The sequence below is a fragment of the Burkholderia sp. AU16741 genome (genome assembly GCF_002223345.1).
GTDB classification, from domain to species: Bacteria; Pseudomonadota; Gammaproteobacteria; order Burkholderiales; family Burkholderiaceae; genus Burkholderia; species Burkholderia sola.
Window position 1 is genome coordinate 1,567,894 of sequence record NZ_NKEZ01000003.1, and the last position, 15,531, is coordinate 1,583,424.

Annotated in this window: 12 protein-coding genes; 8 read left to right on the forward strand and 4 right to left on the reverse strand. The window is 68.7% G+C overall.

Annotated elements, in window-relative coordinates; translation table 11 throughout:
* Positions 1–29: 29 nt before the first annotated feature.
* The 4 genes from msrB to CFB89_RS09690 all read left to right on the forward strand — a co-directional run bounded on the left by msrB (position 30) and on the right by CFB89_RS09690 (position 2,232).
* Positions 30–461: a peptide-methionine (R)-S-oxide reductase MsrB gene (gene msrB / locus CFB89_RS09675; RefSeq protein ID WP_031399272.1), complete on the forward strand. Its 432-nt coding sequence runs from the start codon at positions 30–32 to the stop codon at positions 459–461.
* Between the two features lie 129 nt (positions 462–590).
* Positions 591–1,121, forward strand: a complete 531-nt coding sequence (locus CFB89_RS09680; RefSeq protein ID WP_069617784.1) for a septation protein A — start codon at positions 591–593, stop codon at positions 1,119–1,121.
* A gap of 1 nt (position 1,122) precedes the next feature.
* The gene (locus tag CFB89_RS09685) at positions 1,123–1,431 is read left to right on the forward strand and encodes a BolA family transcriptional regulator (protein ID WP_050013273.1); all 309 of its coding nucleotides are present in this window, start codon (positions 1,123–1,125) and stop codon (positions 1,429–1,431) included.
* Positions 1,432–1,449: 18 nt separating this feature from the next.
* Positions 1,450–2,232 carry a peptidylprolyl isomerase gene (locus CFB89_RS09690; RefSeq protein ID WP_089467659.1) on the forward strand — a complete coding sequence of 261 codons (783 nt, stop codon included), beginning with the start codon at positions 1,450–1,452 and terminating at the stop codon, positions 2,230–2,232.
* A 169-nt stretch (positions 2,233–2,401) separates the two neighbouring features.
* On the opposite strand, the gene CFB89_RS09695 is transcribed toward CFB89_RS09690, so the two are convergent.
* Both CFB89_RS09695 and purL read right to left on the reverse strand, forming a co-directional pair.
* Positions 2,402–2,947 carry a GNAT family N-acetyltransferase gene (locus CFB89_RS09695; protein WP_089467976.1) on the reverse strand — a complete coding sequence of 182 codons (546 nt, stop codon included), beginning with the start codon at positions 2,945–2,947 and terminating at the stop codon, positions 2,402–2,404.
* 8 nt (positions 2,948–2,955) lie between these two features.
* Positions 2,956–7,020 carry a phosphoribosylformylglycinamidine synthase gene (gene purL / locus CFB89_RS09700; protein ID WP_089467660.1) on the reverse strand — a complete coding sequence of 1,355 codons (4,065 nt, stop codon included), beginning with the start codon at positions 7,018–7,020 and terminating at the stop codon, positions 2,956–2,958.
* A gap of 329 nt (positions 7,021–7,349) precedes the next feature.
* On the opposite strand from purL, the gene CFB89_RS09705 reads away from it, so the two are divergent.
* The 3 genes from CFB89_RS09705 (at position 7,350) to pgi (ending at position 11,982) form a co-directional block, all read left to right on the forward strand.
* Entirely contained in the window at positions 7,350–8,651 is a 1,302-nt protein-coding gene (locus tag CFB89_RS09705; RefSeq protein WP_089467661.1) for an FAD-dependent oxidoreductase, read from the forward strand.
* A 52-nt stretch (positions 8,652–8,703) separates the two neighbouring features.
* Positions 8,704–10,248, forward strand: coding sequence for an NAD(P)H-hydrate dehydratase (locus CFB89_RS09710; RefSeq protein ID WP_089467662.1), 1,545 nt, complete (start codon positions 8,704–8,706; stop codon positions 10,246–10,248).
* A 111-nt stretch (positions 10,249–10,359) separates the two neighbouring features.
* Positions 10,360–11,982, forward strand: a complete 1,623-nt coding sequence (gene pgi / locus CFB89_RS09715) for a glucose-6-phosphate isomerase (protein ID WP_089467663.1) — start codon at positions 10,360–10,362, stop codon at positions 11,980–11,982.
* Positions 11,983–12,049: 67 nt separating this feature from the next.
* Here pgi and CFB89_RS09720 read toward each other — a convergent pair whose 3' ends face one another.
* Positions 12,050–12,763, reverse strand: a complete 714-nt coding sequence (locus tag CFB89_RS09720; protein ID WP_089467664.1) for an ABC transporter ATP-binding protein — start codon at positions 12,761–12,763, stop codon at positions 12,050–12,052.
* Between CFB89_RS09720 and CFB89_RS09725 the strand changes: the two genes are divergently transcribed.
* Positions 12,762–13,430, forward strand: coding sequence for an arylesterase (locus tag CFB89_RS09725; RefSeq protein ID WP_089467665.1), 669 nt, complete (start codon positions 12,762–12,764; stop codon positions 13,428–13,430). The genes CFB89_RS09720 and CFB89_RS09725 overlap by 2 nt on opposite strands.
* Positions 13,431–13,502: 72 nt before the next feature.
* Here the strand turns inward: CFB89_RS09725 and CFB89_RS09730 are convergent, their stop codons facing one another.
* On the reverse strand, positions 13,503–15,440 hold the full coding sequence (locus CFB89_RS09730; RefSeq protein ID WP_089467666.1) for a SurA N-terminal domain-containing protein: 1,938 nt from the start codon (positions 15,438–15,440) through the stop codon (positions 13,503–13,505).
* Positions 15,441–15,531: the final 91 nt, after the last annotated feature.

Sequence of the window (15,531 nt, forward strand, 5' to 3'; positions counted from 1 at the left end):
CATCTCGACCGACCGATCAGGAGAACCCCATGTCCCACGATTCCGACGACAAGACCTTCCCGTACCGGAAGGACGACGCCGAGCTGCGCCGCCGGCTCACGCCGATGCAGTACGAGGTCACGCAGCACGCGGCGACCGAGCGCGCGTTTACCGGCGAATACACCGACACCGAGGATGCCGGCATCTACAAGTGCGTCGTCTGCAGCACGCCGCTGTTCGAATCGGGCGCCAAGTTCCATTCGGGCTGCGGCTGGCCCAGCTACTTCAAGCCGCTCAACGGCGAGGTGATCGACGAGAAGGTCGACTACTCGCACGGGATGGTGCGCGTCGAGGTGCGCTGCAACCACTGCGGCGCCCATCTGGGCCACGTGTTCGAGGACGGCCCGCGCGACCAGACCGGTTTGCGGTACTGCATCAATTCGGCTGCGTTAAACTTCGAGTCCCGACCCGAAAACGAATGAGCGGCGCCGGGCGGATCTGCCGGGCGGCCAGCCGCGGGGCGGCCGCCCCGCTCCGCGACGGCGATGCCTGGCGGGTCCCTACAACGGTGACAGGCTGCGCCAGCGGCCCGTCACGCAGCTGCGAGCGCCATGAAATTCCTGTTCGATCTGTTTCCGATCATCCTGTTTTTTGTCGCCTTCAAGGTCTGGGGCATCTTTACCGCCACCGCCGTCGCGATCGTCGCGACGCTGGCCCAGGTCGCCTGGGTCGCCTTCCGGCACCGGAAGGTCGACACGATGCTGTGGGTCAGCCTCGGCGTGATCGTCGTGTTCGGCGGCGCCACCCTCGTGCTGCATGACGAGAAATTCATTCAATGGAAACCGACTGTGCTGTACTGGCTGTTTGCGATCGGGTTGCTCGCCGCGCGTTATGCGTTCAGCAAGAACCTGATCGAGAAGATGATGGGCAAGCAGCTCACGCTGCCGCACCCCGTGTGGGACAAGCTGAACGTCGCATGGGCGCTGTTCTTCGCGGTGCTCGGCGTCGCGAACCTGTACGTGGTGCACAACTTCACCGAATCGCAATGGGTGAACTTCAAGCTGTTCGGTACGACGGGCGCGATGGTCGTGTTCATCATCCTGCAGAGCCTGTGGCTCACGAAATATCTCAAGGACGAATGACATGAGCGACGCCTTTCTCCACGCCTCCGCCGACGAACGCATCGCGCTGATCGAGGCGCGCCTCACCGCGTCGCTCGCACCGCTGTCGCTCACCGTGCGCGACGACAGCGCGCAACACGCGGGCCATGCGGGCGCGGCCGCCGGCGGCCATTTCACGGTCACGATCGTATCGTCCGCGTTCGCGGGCAAGCCGCGCGTCGCGCGGCACCGGCTGGTGTATGATGCGCTCGCTGATGCGATGCAGCGCGGCATTCACGCGCTCGCGATCGTGGCTTACACGCCCGAAGAATTCAACGAATCTTCAATCTAGTCTCATTAGGAATTCCCGATGATCCTGAAATCCCCCCGCCTGTGGGTCGCGGCGGCTGCGTTTGCAGCGGCACCGGCATTTGCCCAGAACATCGCCGTCGTCAACGGCACGCCGATTCCGAAGTCGCGCGCCGACGCGATGGTCGCGCAACTCGTCCAGCAAGGCCAGACCGACGGCCCGCAACTGCAGCAGGCCGTGCGCCAGGAACTCGTGAACCGCGAAATCCTGATGCAGGAAGCGATCCGCGAAGGCATCCCGAACCGTCCGGACGTGAAGGCGCAAGTCGCCGTCGCACAGCAGACCGTCGTGCTGCGCTCGATGATCGAGAGCTTCCTGAAGAAGAACCAGCCGACCGATGCCGAGGTGAAGGCGCGCTACGACGAACTCGTCAAGGGCGCGGGCGGCAACCGCGAATATCACCTGCACCACATCCTCGTCAGCGACGAGCAGCAGGCGAAGGACCTGATCGCGAAGATCAAGGCCGGCGCGAAGTTCGAGGATCTCGCGAAGCAATACTCGAAGGATCCGGGTTCGGGCAAGAACGGCGGCGACCTCGACTGGTCGGACCCGAAGGCGTACGTGCCGGAATTCGCGGCGGCGGCACAGAAGCTGCAGAAAGGCCAGATGACCGACACGCCGGTGAAGACGCAGTTCGGCTGGCACATCATCCGCGTCGACGACATCCGCGACATCGCGCCGCCGCCGTTCGACCAGGTGAAGGCGCAGATCGCGCAGCAGCTCGTGCAGCAGAAGCTGCAGGCGTTCGAGGAAGGTCTGCGCCAGCAGGCGAAGATCCAGTAACGCCCGCGCGCGTCATACGTGCATCGAAAAGCCGCTCTCCGGAGCGGCTTTTTCTTTTGGCGTGCACGAAACAGATGTACCGCGACGCGATGGTGCCAAGCCGACGCGCAATAAAAAACCGCTCCGGAGAGCGGCTTTCCATGCCCGGCGTTACCGGCCGCAGCGTTCGCTACGCGGCGGGATAGAACACGTCGTGATAACGCACGTCGCCCGCCGGCAGCGGAGCCGATTCGTCGAACGACAACGTGAGGAAATACTCGGACGGCACGCCCGGAAACACGATGTCGCCGTGCGGTTCGAACCCGAAACGCGTGTAATACGCGGGCTCGCCGAGCACCACGCAGCCGCGCGCGCCGAGCCGACGCAACGCGTCGAGCCCCGTGCGCACGAGCCCCGCGCCGATGCTCTGCCGCTGGCAATCGGGCCGCACCGCGAGCGGCGCGAGCCCGTACCACTGCTGGCGGCCGGCCGGCTCGCCGCCGATCGAGACCGGCGAGAATGCGACGTGCCCGACGATACGTCCGTCGCGCTCCGCGACGAGCGATACGCTCAGCGCACCGTCGGCGCGCAGCGTGTCGACGATGCGCTGCTCGAACTCGCCGCCCTGCGGCTCGCCCGCGAACGCCGCACGGATCACGCGACCGATCGCGTCGGCTTCGCTCGCACGCGCGTCACGCAGCGTGACGACCTCGACCGGCGCGTTCGGGTCGAACATCGTCCCGATCAGCCGATCCAGCGGCGCGCGTTGCGGAATACGCGCAGCCACGGGCTTGCTTCACCCCAGCCTTCCGGGTGCCAGCTCATCGTGACCGTGCGATGCACGCGCTCCATGTGCGGCATCAGCACCGAGAAGCGGCCGTCGGCCGTCGTGACCGACGTGATGCCGGCCGGCGACCCGTTCGGGTTGAACGGATAGCGCTCGGTCGCCTCGCCGCGGTGGTCGACGTAACGCATCGCGACCGCGACGCGATCGATGTCGCCTTGCTGCGAGAAGTCCGCATAGCCTTCGCCGTGCGCGACCGCGACCGGAATCCGCGAGCCTTCCATCCCCGCGAAGAAGATCGACGGCGACTTCTCCACTTCGACGAACGAGAAGCGCGCCTCGAACTGCTCGGACTTGTTGCGCGTGAACTTCGGCCAGGCTTCCGCGCCCGGGATCATCGACGCGATGCTCGACAGCATCTGGCAGCCGTTGCAGATACCGAGCGCGAACGTATCGGGACGCGCGAAGAACGCCGAGAACATGTCGGCGAGATTCGCGTTGAAGCGGATCGTCTTCGCCCAGCCCTCGCCCGCGCCCAGCACGTCGCCGTACGAGAAACCGCCGCACGCCACCGCACCCGCGAAATCGGCCAGCGATGCGCGGCCCGCGAGCAGGTCGCTCATGTGCACGTCGTGCGCATCGAAGCCTGCGCGATCGAACGCATACGCGGTTTCCAGATGCGAGTTCACGCCCTGCTCGCGCAGGATCGCGACGCGCGGCCGTGCGCCCATCGCGATGAACGGCGCGGCGATGTCGTCGGCCGGATCGAACGTCAGCACCGGCGAGATGCCAGGATCGGCCGCGTCGAGCAGCGCGTCGTATTCGGCATCCGCGCAGGCCGGGTTGTCGCGCAGGCGGGCGATGCGCCAGCTCACTTCGCTCCAGGCGCGATGGAGTTCGGTGCGCGGCGCGTCGAAGATTTTCTTCGCATCGCGGTACACCTCGATCACGTCGCGATCGTTGACCGAACCGATCACGTGCGAGCACGTCGACAGGCCGAACTCGCGCAGCGCGCTCAGCACCGCGTCGCGGTCGGACGCGCGCACCTGCACGACGGCGCCGAGCTCTTCGGAGAACAGCGCGCGCAGCGTGCGGTCGTCGCGACGGCCGCTCGTCTGCTTCGCCCAGTCCTTCGCGTCGCCGTAGTCGGATTCGTGGTTCGGGTCGAGCGTCAGCATGTCGACGTTCAGCGACACGCCCGCATGGCCCGCGAACGCCATTTCGCACACCGTCGCCCACAGGCCGCCGTCCGAGCGGTCGTGGTACGCGAGCAGCTTGTCTTGCGCATTGAGCGACTGGATCGCGTTGAAGAAGCGCTTCAGGTCTTCCGCGTCGTCGACGTCCGGCGTCGTGTCGCCGACCTGCTGCGTGACCTGCGCGAAGATGCTGCCGCCCATGCGGTTCTTGCCGCGGCCGAGATCGATCGCGATCAGCACGGTGTCGCCCGCGTCGGCCACGCGGCGCAGTTGCGGCGTGAGATGACGGCGTACGTCCTCGACCGGCGCGAACGCCGAGATGATCAGCGACACCGGCGACACGACTTCCTTCGCGACGCCCTGCTCGTCCCACTTCGTCTTCATCGACAGGGAGTCCTTGCCGACCGGGATGCCGATCCCGAGCGCCGGGCACAGCTCCATGCCGATCGCCTTGACCGTGTCGAACAGCGCGGCGTCCTCGCCGGCCGTGCCGCACGCGGCCATCCAGTTCGCCGACAGCTTCAGCTTGTCGAGCGACGCGATCGGCGCGCTCGCGATGTTCGTGATCGCTTCGCCGACGGCCATGCGGCCCGATGCCGGCGCGTCGATCACCGCGAGCGGCGTGCGCTCGGCCATCGTCATCGCCTCGCCCTTGAAGCCCGCGTAGTCGAGCGCGGTGATCGCGCAGTCGGCCACCGGCACCTGCCACGGGCCGACCATCTGGTCGCGCACCGACGTGCCGCCGACCGAACGGTCGCCGATCGTGATCAGGAACGACTTGCTGCCGACCGTCGGGTGCTTCAGTACGTCGAGCGCGACGGTCGACAGCGCGATGCCCGTCACGTCGACCGGCGCACGCTCGGCCGCGACGCGCGTGACGTCGCGATGCATGCGCGGCGGCTTGCCGAGCAGCACTTCCATCGGCATGTCGACCGGGTATTCGTCGGCGCCCGTCGCTTCGTCGTCGACGAGCTTCAACTCGCGCTCGTCGGTCGCGACACCGACCACCGCGAACGGGCAGCGCTCGCGCGCACAGATCGCCTCGAAGCGCGGCAGGTCGGCCGGCGCGATCGCCAGCACGTAGCGCTCCTGCGCCTCGTTCGACCAGATTTCGCGCGGCGACAGGCCCGACTCCTCGAGCGCGACCTTGCGCAGTTCGAAGCGCGCGCCCTTGCCCGCGCCGTCGACGATTTCGGGAAATGCGTTCGACAGGCCGCCCGCGCCGACGTCATGGATGCTCAGGATCGGGTTTTCCGCGCCGAGCTGCCAGCAGCCGTTGATCACTTCCTGCGCGCGACGCTCGATTTCGGGGTTGCCGCGCTGCACCGAGTCGAAATCGAGTTCGGCGGTGTTCGCGCCGGTCGCCATCGAGCTCGCGGCGCCGCCGCCCATCCCGATCCGCATGCCGGGGCCGCCGATCTGGATCAGCAGCGAGCCGGCCGGCACGTCGTGCTTGTGCGTGTGCTGATCCGCGATGTTGCCGAGGCCGCCCGCGATCATGATCGGCTTGTGATAGCCGTGCACCGTGCCGCCGACGTTCTGCTCGTACACGCGGAAGTAGCCGCCGAGGTTCGGGCGGCCGAATTCGTTGTTGAACGCCGCGCCGCCCAGCGGGCCGTCGATCATGATCTGCAGCGGCGACGCGATGCGGTCCGGACGGCCGTACGGGCCATGCTGTTCGTTCGGGTTGCGCTCGCTAACCGGCTGTGCGGCGTCGCGCGCGTTTTCCCACGGCTGGCGGGCATCGGGCAGGTCGAGGTTCGACACGGTGAAGCCCGTGAGGCCGGCCTTCGGACGCGCGCCGCGGCCCGTCGCGCCTTCGTCGCGGATCTCGCCGCCCGCGCCGGTCGCGGCACCCGGGAACGGCGAGATCGCCGTCGGGTGGTTGTGCGTCTCGACCTTCATCAGCGTGTGCGTCAATTCGGTGTGACGGCCGTAGCGTTCACCCGGCTCGCCGGCCGCGCCCGTCTTGCGCGGGAACCAGCGCTCGGCTTCGGCGCCGACCATGATCGACGAGTTGTCCGAATACGCGACGATCGTGCCCTGCGGGCTCAGCTTCTCGGTGTTGCGGATCATCGCGAACAGCGACATGTCCTGCGCTTCGCCGTCGATCGTCCACTGCGCGTTGAAGATCTTGTGGCGGCAGTGTTCGCTGTTCGCCTGCGCGAACATCATCAGCTCGACGTCGGTCGGGTTGCGTTCGAGCTTGCGGAACGCGTCGACCAGGTAGTCGATCTCGTCGTCGGCGAGCGCGAGGCCCAGCTCGACGTTCGCGCGCTCCAGCGCGCCGCGGCCGACGCCCAGGACGTCGACGGTCGACAGCGGCTTGGCCGGCAGTTCGTCGAACAGGTGTTTCGCGTCGTCGCGCGCCGCGACCACGCTTTCGGTCATCCGGTCATGCAGCGCGGCCGCGACGGCCGCGCGCGCGTCGTCCGACAGCGCCTTCTTGCCGCCGAGCAGGCCCGATTTCAGCGTGACCGTGAATTCGACGCCGCGCTCGATGCGGCGCACCTGCGTGAGGCCGCAATGCTGCGCGATGTCGGTCGCCTTGCTCGCCCACGGCGAAACCGTGCCGAAGCGCGGCAGCACGACGAAGGTCTCGGTCGCGCCCTTCTCGTCCGCCGGCTGGAACGGCGCGCCGTAGTGCATCAACGCGTCGATGCGCGCGCTGTCGTCCGCCGACAGCGGCTCGGCCGCATTGACGAAGTGCAGGAACTGGCCGCGCACCGCGACGATGTTGGCGTCGATTTGCCTGAGCGTGTCGAGCAGACGGGTTTGACGGAAATCGGAGAGGGCCGAAGCGCCGGGAAAACACGAGAAGTGAGCCATGGGCTGGACTGACGTCGATGAGTCGCGCGAGGTGGCGACGTGGGGCGAAAGGAAGGCCGTAATTATACCCGGAAGTCGGCCGCCCAAGACCGGCCAATCGGTAGTCCGCGCGCACCGCCACGATGCCCGGGCGGGCGGCGCACCGGCCCGCCCGCGGGGCCAGCCTGCGCGGGCCCGCGCGCCGGCCGCCGTGGCGCGGCCGCACGGCCCCTGCTCGGCCGCCGCCGGTTCGCGCACTTTTGGCGCTATCATTCCGGGTTCACCGGGCCCGGGCCCTCAGCGAATTCTCACCGGGCGGCGTGCGCGCCGCCCGTCATCGAAGCAATCCAATGGATGTCATCGTCATCGGCGGCGGAATCAGCGGCGTCGCCACCGCCTACCAGTTGCGCGCGGCCGGCCATCGCGTGTGCGTGGTCGAACGCCACGCGACCGTCGCGCAAGGCGCGACCTACGGCGACGGCGGCGCGCTGCTGCCGAGCCCGCTCGACGTCTGGTTCGGCCCGACTTTCATGCGCGAGCGCCAGCCGCGCGACAGCGGCATCGTCTACAAGCCGGGCTTCAACGGCGGCGTGCGCCGCTTCGTCAAGCAGCTCGGCATGCTGCGCGAGCCCGACGCGTTCGCCGCGCAGTACGCGCGGCTGCGCCCGCTGATCGACGTGTCGCGCGACACGCTCGCCGATATCGAGGCGCGCCTCGAGCTCGAATTCGAGCAGAAGCCCGGTATCCTGCACGTCGTGCGCGATCCGCGCGACTGGGATGCGCTGCAACCCGCGCTCGACCTGCTGCGCACGCTCGACCAGCCGTATCGCACGCTCACCGCGGACGAATGCGTGGCGCTCGAACCGTCGGTGCCGGCCGAGCCCGGCTTTGCCGGCGGCGTGCTGCTCGAAACCGAGCGCACCGGCAACTGCCCGCTGTTCGCGAAACTGGTCAAGCAGACGCTCGACGAGCACGGCGTGCAGTTCCGCTTCGGCGCGGACGTCGCCGCGATCCGCGTCGACAACGGCCGCGTCGCGGTCGAGCTCGCGCCGCCCGGCAACCGGAGCGCGGCGCACGCGCGCGAAGTCGACGTGATGTCCGCCGACGCGATCGTGGTCGCCGCCGGCGCGGGCAGCCTCCCGCTGCTCGATCGACTCGGCTGGCGCCTGCCGCTGCACCCGGTGCGCGTCCATACGCTCACCGCGCCGGTCGCGTACGAAGAACATGCGCCGCATCTGAGCATCGTCGATTCGATCAAGCGGATCTCGATCACGCGCACCCATCAGCGGCTGCGCATCGGCGGGGCCGCCGTGCTGCAGAGCCTCGCCGATACCGCGAAGCCGCTCGCAGAGCCGCTGTCCGAGGCCGCGCTCGCGCTGCTCGGCCAGGCCGTCCACGACTGGGTGCCCGGCGCCGCGAAGATCTCGGCCGCGCTGTCGTGGCAAGGCACGCAACTGCTGTCGCCGGACGGCTTGCCCGTCGTCGGTCCGACCCCGCATCCGCGCGTGTTCGTCAATTTCGGCCATGGCCCGGCCGGCTGGGGCCTCGCGTGCGGGTCTGCTAAAGTGGTGAGCGACTATCTGGGCGGCAACGTCCAGCACTGGCCCGCCGACACGCTTGCCGCGCTGAACGCCGGCCGCTTCACGACCTGACCGCCGCGGGCCCGCCCGTGGCGGCGTCCTTGCCAGCCGCCACGACTCCGCGATGACCGTTACCCGCCCGTTCCCCGATTCCGATCCGATCGCGCTCTTGCGCGTCGCCGACCTGCGCGCCACCGAAGCCGACGCCACCGCCGTGCTGCCGCCGCACACGCTGATGGGCCGCGCCGGCGCGGCCGCCGCGCGCTGGCTGTCCGAACGCGTCGCCGGCGACGACCGCCCCGTCTGGTTCGCGGTCGGCCCCGGCAACAACGGCGGCGACGCGCTCGTGGCCGCCGCGCGGCTCCAGCAGCTCGGCGTCGCGACGCATGCGTGGATGCCGGTGCCGGTCAAGCCGGACGACGCGCAATGGGCGCTCGGTCTCGCACGCACGGCCGGCGTGCCGCTGTCGGCCATCCCGCCCGCGTCGCTGGACGGCTACGCGTGGGTCGTCGACGGGCTGTTCGGCATCGGTCTCGGCCGCGCGCTCGACGGCGTGTTCGCCGAACAGGCCGAACGCATCGCCGCCCATGCGCGCAGCGGCGGCCGCGTGCTCGCGCTCGACGTGCCGAGCGGGCTCGACAGCGACACGGGCCGCATCGTCGACGCGGGCATCGCCGTCGCGGCCACCCACACGCTCACCTTCATCGGCGCGAAACCCGGCCTCTACATGGGCGACGGCCGCGATCTCGCCGGCGAGATCCATGTCGCGTCGCTCGATGTCGCGCCGCCCACCGCACCGGCCATCGTGCTGAATGCGCCCGCGCGATTCGCCGCGGCGCTGCCCGCACGCGCCTTCGCATCGCACAAGGGCACGTACGGCAGCCTGGCGGTGCTCGGCGGCGACACGGGCATGTGCGGCGCACCGATCCTCGCCGCCCGCGCCGCGCTGTTCGCGGGCGCCGGCAAGGTACACGTCGGCTTCCTTGGCGCGGGCACGCCACCGTACGACCCGCCGTTTCCGGAACTGATGCTGCATCCGGCCGACACCGTCGACCTCGGCGCGATGACCGCGATCGCGGCCGGTTGCGGGCTCGGCACGCGTGAGGCCGCGGCGACGCTCGTGCGCGACGTGCTCGCGCTCGACACGGCGGCGCTGCTCGATGCCGACGCGCTGAACCTCGTCGCGACGCACGCGGACCTCGCGGCCGCCGTCGCCGCGCGCGGCGCCCGCGGCCATCCGTGCGTGCTGACGCCGCATCCGCTCGAAGCCGCGCGTCTGCTCGGCGGCGACACGGCCGCCGTGCAACGCGATCGCGTCGCGGCCGCGCAGACGCTCGCCGCACGTTACGCGGCCATCGTCGTGCTGAAAGGCTCGGGCACGGTGATTGCGGCGCCCGACGGCCGCGTGGCGATCAACCCGACCGGCAACGCGGCGCTCGCCACCGGCGGCACCGGCGACGTGCTCGGCGGCCTGATCGGCGCGCTGCTCGCGCAGCGGATCGCGCCGTACGAAGCCGCGCTGGCCGGCGTCTACCTGCACGGCCTCGCGGCCGACACGCTGACCGCGAACGGCGCCGGCCCGGCCGGGCTCACCGCGGGCGAGCTCGCGCCGATGGTGCGCACGCTGATCAATCGCCTTTTTTATCCGTCGCCGCGCGCCGACACGTAACGCCGCTATACTGACTGCCCCGCCGCACGGCGGGCCTTCTCGTCCGCTGGCTTTCCGATCACGATGAGCCGGCGCGGCATTCCTCCCGATTCACGCTTCACTCGAACCGCCATGACGCTGAAATCGCTCCCCGCCTGGACTGCCCTTCAATCCCACTTCGAACAGATCCGCCACGCGCGGCTGCGCGACTGGTTCGCGCCGGAAAACGACCGCGCGCCGACCCGCGCCGAACGCTTCACGATTCCGGGCGGCGGTCTCGCGGCCGATTTCTCGAAGAACCGCATCGACGACGAAACGTTGCGCCTGCTCGTGCAGCTCGCGCGCGAGGCTGGCGTCGAAGCGCGGCGCGACGCGATGTTCGCGGGCGAGGTCGTCAACCCGACCGAAGGCCGCGCGGCGCTGCACACCGCGCTGCGCGCGACCGATCCGCAGGCGCCGTTCCACGCCCAGGTGAGCGCGGAACGCGCGAAGATGGCGACGTTCGCGCGCGCCGTGCGCGGCGGCACGTGGACGGGCTATACGGGCAAGCGCATCCGCCACGTGATCAACATCGGCATCGGCGGGTCGGATCTCGGCCCGAAGATGGTCGTGCATGCGCTGCACCACGTCGCGACGCCCGAAATCTCGACGCACTTCGTGTCGAACGTCGACGGCGCCGATCTCGCGCGCGTGCTCGAACAGGTCGATCCCGAGGAAACGCTCGCGATCATCGTGTCGAAGACGTTTACGACGCTCGAGACGATGACGAACGCACGCTCGCTGCGCGACTGGTTCGTCGCGCGCGGCTGCTCCGAGGACGCGCTCGCGAAGCACTTCGTCGGCGTGTCGGCGAACCCGGCCGAAGTCGTGAAGTTCGGCATCGCCGCCGACAACGTGTTCGAAATGTGGGACTGGGTCGGCGGCCGCTATTCGCTGTGGTCGGCGGTCGGCCTGTCGATCATGATCGCGGTCGGCCCCGAACAGTTCGACGAACTGCTGGCCGGCGCGAACGACATGGACCGCCACTTCCGCGAAGCGCCGCTCGAGCGCAACCTGCCGGTGCTGCTCGGCCTGATCGGCATCTGGTACCGGAATTTCTTCGGCTCGCAGAGCTATCTCGTCGCGCCGTATTCGGAAGCGCTGCACTACCTGCCGTCGTACCTGCAGCAGCTCGAAATGGAGAGCAACGGCAAATCCGCGCGCCTGGACGGCACCTTCGTCGACTACCCGACGTCGGCCGTCACGTGGGGCGAGCCGGGCACCAACGGCCAGCACGCGTTCTTCCAGATGCTGCACCAGGGGCCGACGATCGTGCCGATCGACTTCATCGCGGTGCTGACGCCCGAGCATCCGCTCGCGAGCCACCATCCGAAGCTGCTCGCGAACTGCTTCGCGCAGAGCGAAGCGCTGATGCTCGGCCGCACGCTCGAGGAAGCGCGCAAGGTCGCCGGGCCCGGCAAGGAAGCGCTCGCGCCGCACCTGACGTTCCCCGGCAACCGCCCGACCACGACGCTGCTCGTCGATGCGCTGACGCCGCGCACGCTCGGCGCGCTGATCGCGCTTTACGAGCACAAGGTGCTCGTGCAGGCGACGGTGTGGGACATCAATCCATTCGACCAGTGGGGCGTCGAGCTCGGCAAGATTCTCGGCAAGGTCGTCGAGGCCGACCTGTCGGCCGACTCGGTCGATCCGGCGAAGCACGACTCGTCGACCACCGCGCTGATCGAGCGCGCCCGCGCGGCGCTCAAGCGTTGAATCTCTGACGCGACGGCGTCATGCCGTGTCGACCGCGCGCTCCGCGCTACGCGGCCGGCGCGGACGTTCACGCGTTGCGCGACGCCGCGTGCGGCGCGACGATGCGCCCGGCATCGATGGTGACGGTCGTCGCGCAGCGGCGCGCGAGTTCGGCATCGTGCGTGACGAGCACGAGCGTCGCGCCGTGCGTGCGGTTCAGTGCGAACATCAGGTCGATGACCGCATGGCCGGTTGCCGCGTCGAGGCTGCCGGTCGGCTCGTCGGCGAACAGGATCGCCGGGCGCGTGACGAACGCGCGTGCGAGTGCGACGCGCTGTTGTTCGCCGCCCGACAGCAGCTTCGGGTAATGCGCGGTGCGCTCGCCGAGGCCGACCTGCACGAGCAGCGCCCGGGCGCGGTCGGCCGCGTCGCGCGCGCTGATGCCGCCCTGCAGTTCAAGCGGCAGCATCACGTTTTCGAGCGCGGTCAGGTGCGGCATCAACTGGAACGACTGGAACACGAAACCGACCGCGCCGTTGCGCAGCGCCGCGCGTTCGTCCTCGTCGAGCCGATCGAGCGCGCGGCCGAGCAGGCGAACCGTGCCGCTCGTCGCGCTGTCCAACCCGGCGAGCAGGCCGAGCAGCGTCGATTTGCCCGACCCCGACGCGCCGACGATCGCGAGGCTGCTGCCCGGCTGCACGGCGAGCGTGATGCCGTCGAGGATCGTCAACTCGCCCGTTGCATCGGCAACCCGCTTGCACACGTCATGGACTTCGATGATCGGATCGGTAATCTTGAACATGGACACCACATTTCGCTGGAAAAGACGCGCGGCGGCCGCCGCGCTGCTAGGCACCCTGCTGGCCGTCACCGTGCCCGCACGCGCCGCGACGGCGCCGGCATCGAACACGCCCGTGATCGTCGTGCTCGGCGACAGTCTGTCGGCCGAATACGGCTTGCCGCGCGATACCGGCTGGGTGGCGCTGCTGCGGCAACGGCTCGCGACCGAGCGAATCGATTATAGCGTCGCGAACGCCAGCGTCAGCGGCGACACCACGAGCGGCGGCCGTGCGCGGCTGCCCGCGGTGCTGCAGCGGCTCAAGCCGTCGATCGTCGTCGTCGAGCTCGGTTCGAACGATGCGCTGCGCGGCGTGCCGCTCGCGACAACCGAGCAGAACCTGCGCGACATCATCGCCGGCGCGCGACGTGCGCAGGCGAAAGTCGTACTGGTCGGCATGTACGTGCCGCCCAATTACGGCCCCGACTACACGCAGAAGTTCCATGCGGTCTATACGCGGCTGTCGAAGGATCTCGGCGTGCCGCTCGTGCCGTTCCTGCTCGCCGGCATCGAGAACAAGCCGGACATGTTCCAGGCCGACCAGATGCACCCCGCGCAGCAGGCCCAGGGCGTCCTGCTCGACAATGTATGGCCGGCGCTGAAGCCGCTACTCGGCAAGCCGCACGGCTGACCGCGGCCGCACCGGAAAACGAAAAGCCCCGCTTCGAGCGGGGCTTTTCGATGGTTGCGGACGAAACGATGCTCAGTTGTCGCCGTCCTGCTGCTGGCTGGCCGTCGTGCTGCCGTACAGCTTCACCTTCGAGCGATCGCGCAGCGCGGCGAGGTACGCTTCGCCTTCGCTTTGCGCATCGACCTGCGCCATCTGTTGCTGCGCGGCCGCCAGTTGCTGCGGATCGACCGCCGAACCGGGGATCACCGCGTTCACGCGGTAGATCGCATAGCCGTCCGCGCCGAGGTCGACACCGACGTAAGCCGGCAGCGTCTTCGCGTCGACCTTGTAGACGGCGCTCAGCGCAGCCGGCGTCAGGCCCTGCGACTGCGTGCGCGACACCTTCTGCGCGGGCGCGAACCCGTCGGTGGACTTCGACTTCTGCAACTCGGCCAGCTTCGCCGCACCGTCCTTCTTCGCGAGTTCCGCGGCCTGCTCGGCGACGACCTTCTGACGCACGACGTCCTTGATCGTGTCGAGCGCGGGCACCGCCGCCGGCTTGTAGTCGGTCACGCGCGCCGAGATCAGCGTGTTGTTGCCGACGTCGATCGCCTGCGTGTTGTTCCGGTTCTTCACCGAGTCGTTCGCGAACACGGCGGCCAGGAACTTCGGATTGTTCAACGGGCTCGTCGGCGGCAGCTGCGGATTCGGCGTCGGCGTGACGGTGGCCGTCTGGATCGTCAGTTTGTACTTGTCCGCGGCCGGCTGCAGCGTCTTCGCCTTTTCGTAGACGGTCGACGTGAACCCTTCCGCGTTGTCCGAGAACGCCTTCGCTGCGTACTGCTGCTTCAGGTCGACCGCGATCTGGTCCTTCACTTCCGCGAACGGCTTGACGACGGCCGGCTTCACTTCGGTCGCCTTCAGGATGTGGAAACCGAGATCCGACTGCACGACTCCGCTCACGTCGCCCTGCTTGAGCGAGAACGCGGCATCGTCGAACGCCTTGCCGCCCGCGGTCGAGCCGCGCGTGATGAAGCCGAGGTCGCCGCCCTTCGCCGCCGACGGTGCGTCCTGCGAGTTCTTCTGCGCGATCTGCGCGAATTGATCCGGATGCGCTTTCACGTCGGCGAGCAGTTGCTCGGCCTTCGCTTTCGCGGCCGCCTTGTCGGCCGCGCTGGCGCTGCCCGGCGCGGCGATGAAGATGTGGCTCACGCGCACCTGCGCTTCGGTACGGAAGTGCGTCGGGTTGTCGTCGTAGAACTTCTTGATGTCCGCTTCCGTCGGCTGCGCGCTCGCGGCCGCCGCGGCCGGCGAATAGACGAGGTACTGGATCGTCGCGGTTTCCGGCGTCGCAAAGCTCTGCTTGTGCGCGTCGTAGTACGCGGTGAGCTGCGCGTCAGTCGACTGGACCTTCGCTGCGAAGTCGCTCGTCTTCAGCACGAGCGCCTGCACTTCGCGCTGCTGCGCGGCGAGTTCGGACAGGCGTTGCGCGAGGCTCTTGGGCGTGAACGCGCTCGACACGATGCTGGCCGGAATCTGCTGCAGCGCGAGGCTGTAACGCACGCGCTCCTGGTACTGCTCCGGCGTCATCCCCTGGAACGACAGCAGTTGCGCATAGCGTTCGACGTCGATCGTGCCGTCGGGCTTTTTCAGCGACGCGATCATCGGGTCGCTCATCAGCGCGTCGCGCACCGCGTTGTCGGACGCGGTCAGGTGCAGGCGTTGCGTCTCGTCGGCCAGCACGCGTTGCTGGATCAGGCCGTCGAGCACCTGCTTGCGGTGCTCGGGCGTATCGAACATCTTGATGTCGAACTGTCCGCCAAGCGCCTGGCGCGCCTGGTCGATCTGCTGGCGGAACGCGCCGTCGAATTCGACCCGCGTGATCTTGTGCCCGTTGACCGCCGCGACGTTCGCACTGTCGTCGAAGAAGCCGCGGAAGCCTTGGATCCCGACGAAACCCAGCCCCGGCAACACGATCAGGAGCAGGAGCGCCATCATCAGGCGCTGGTGATTACGGAAGAAATCGAGCATGCGTGACGGAAAAATTGGACAAAACGACCGATATTACAACATACGGGGTGGGACGGGAAAAAAGCAGGTCATGCCGTGCGCGAATGGAACT

Excerpts from the sequence above, each read along its gene's own strand:
- CFB89_RS09730 (WP_089467666.1), bottom strand. The coding sequence starts at position 15,440 with ATGCTCGATTTCTTCCGTAATCACCAGCGCCTGATGATGGCGCTCCTG.
- CFB89_RS09705 (WP_089467661.1), top strand. The coding sequence starts at position 7,350 with ATGGATGTCATCGTCATCGGCGGCGGAATCAGCGGCGTCGCCACCGCC.
- CFB89_RS09690 (WP_089467659.1), top strand. The coding sequence starts at position 1,450 with ATGATCCTGAAATCCCCCCGCCTGTGGGTCGCGGCGGCTGCGTTTGCA.
- pgi (WP_089467663.1), top strand. The coding sequence starts at position 10,360 with ATGACGCTGAAATCGCTCCCCGCCTGGACTGCCCTTCAATCCCACTTC.
- CFB89_RS09710 (WP_089467662.1), top strand. The coding sequence starts at position 8,704 with ATGACCGTTACCCGCCCGTTCCCCGATTCCGATCCGATCGCGCTCTTG.
- purL (WP_089467660.1), bottom strand. The coding sequence starts at position 7,020 with ATGGCTCACTTCTCGTGTTTTCCCGGCGCTTCGGCCCTCTCCGATTTC.
- CFB89_RS09695 (WP_089467976.1), bottom strand. The coding sequence starts at position 2,947 with ATGTTCGACCCGAACGCGCCGGTCGAGGTCGTCACGCTGCGTGACGCG.
- CFB89_RS09725 (WP_089467665.1), top strand. The coding sequence starts at position 12,762 with ATGGACACCACATTTCGCTGGAAAAGACGCGCGGCGGCCGCCGCGCTG.
- msrB (WP_031399272.1), top strand. The coding sequence starts at position 30 with ATGTCCCACGATTCCGACGACAAGACCTTCCCGTACCGGAAGGACGAC.
- CFB89_RS09680 (WP_069617784.1), top strand. The coding sequence starts at position 591 with ATGAAATTCCTGTTCGATCTGTTTCCGATCATCCTGTTTTTTGTCGCC.
- CFB89_RS09720 (WP_089467664.1), bottom strand. The coding sequence starts at position 12,763 with ATGTTCAAGATTACCGATCCGATCATCGAAGTCCATGACGTGTGCAAG.
- CFB89_RS09685 (WP_050013273.1), top strand. The coding sequence starts at position 1,123 with ATGAGCGACGCCTTTCTCCACGCCTCCGCCGACGAACGCATCGCGCTG.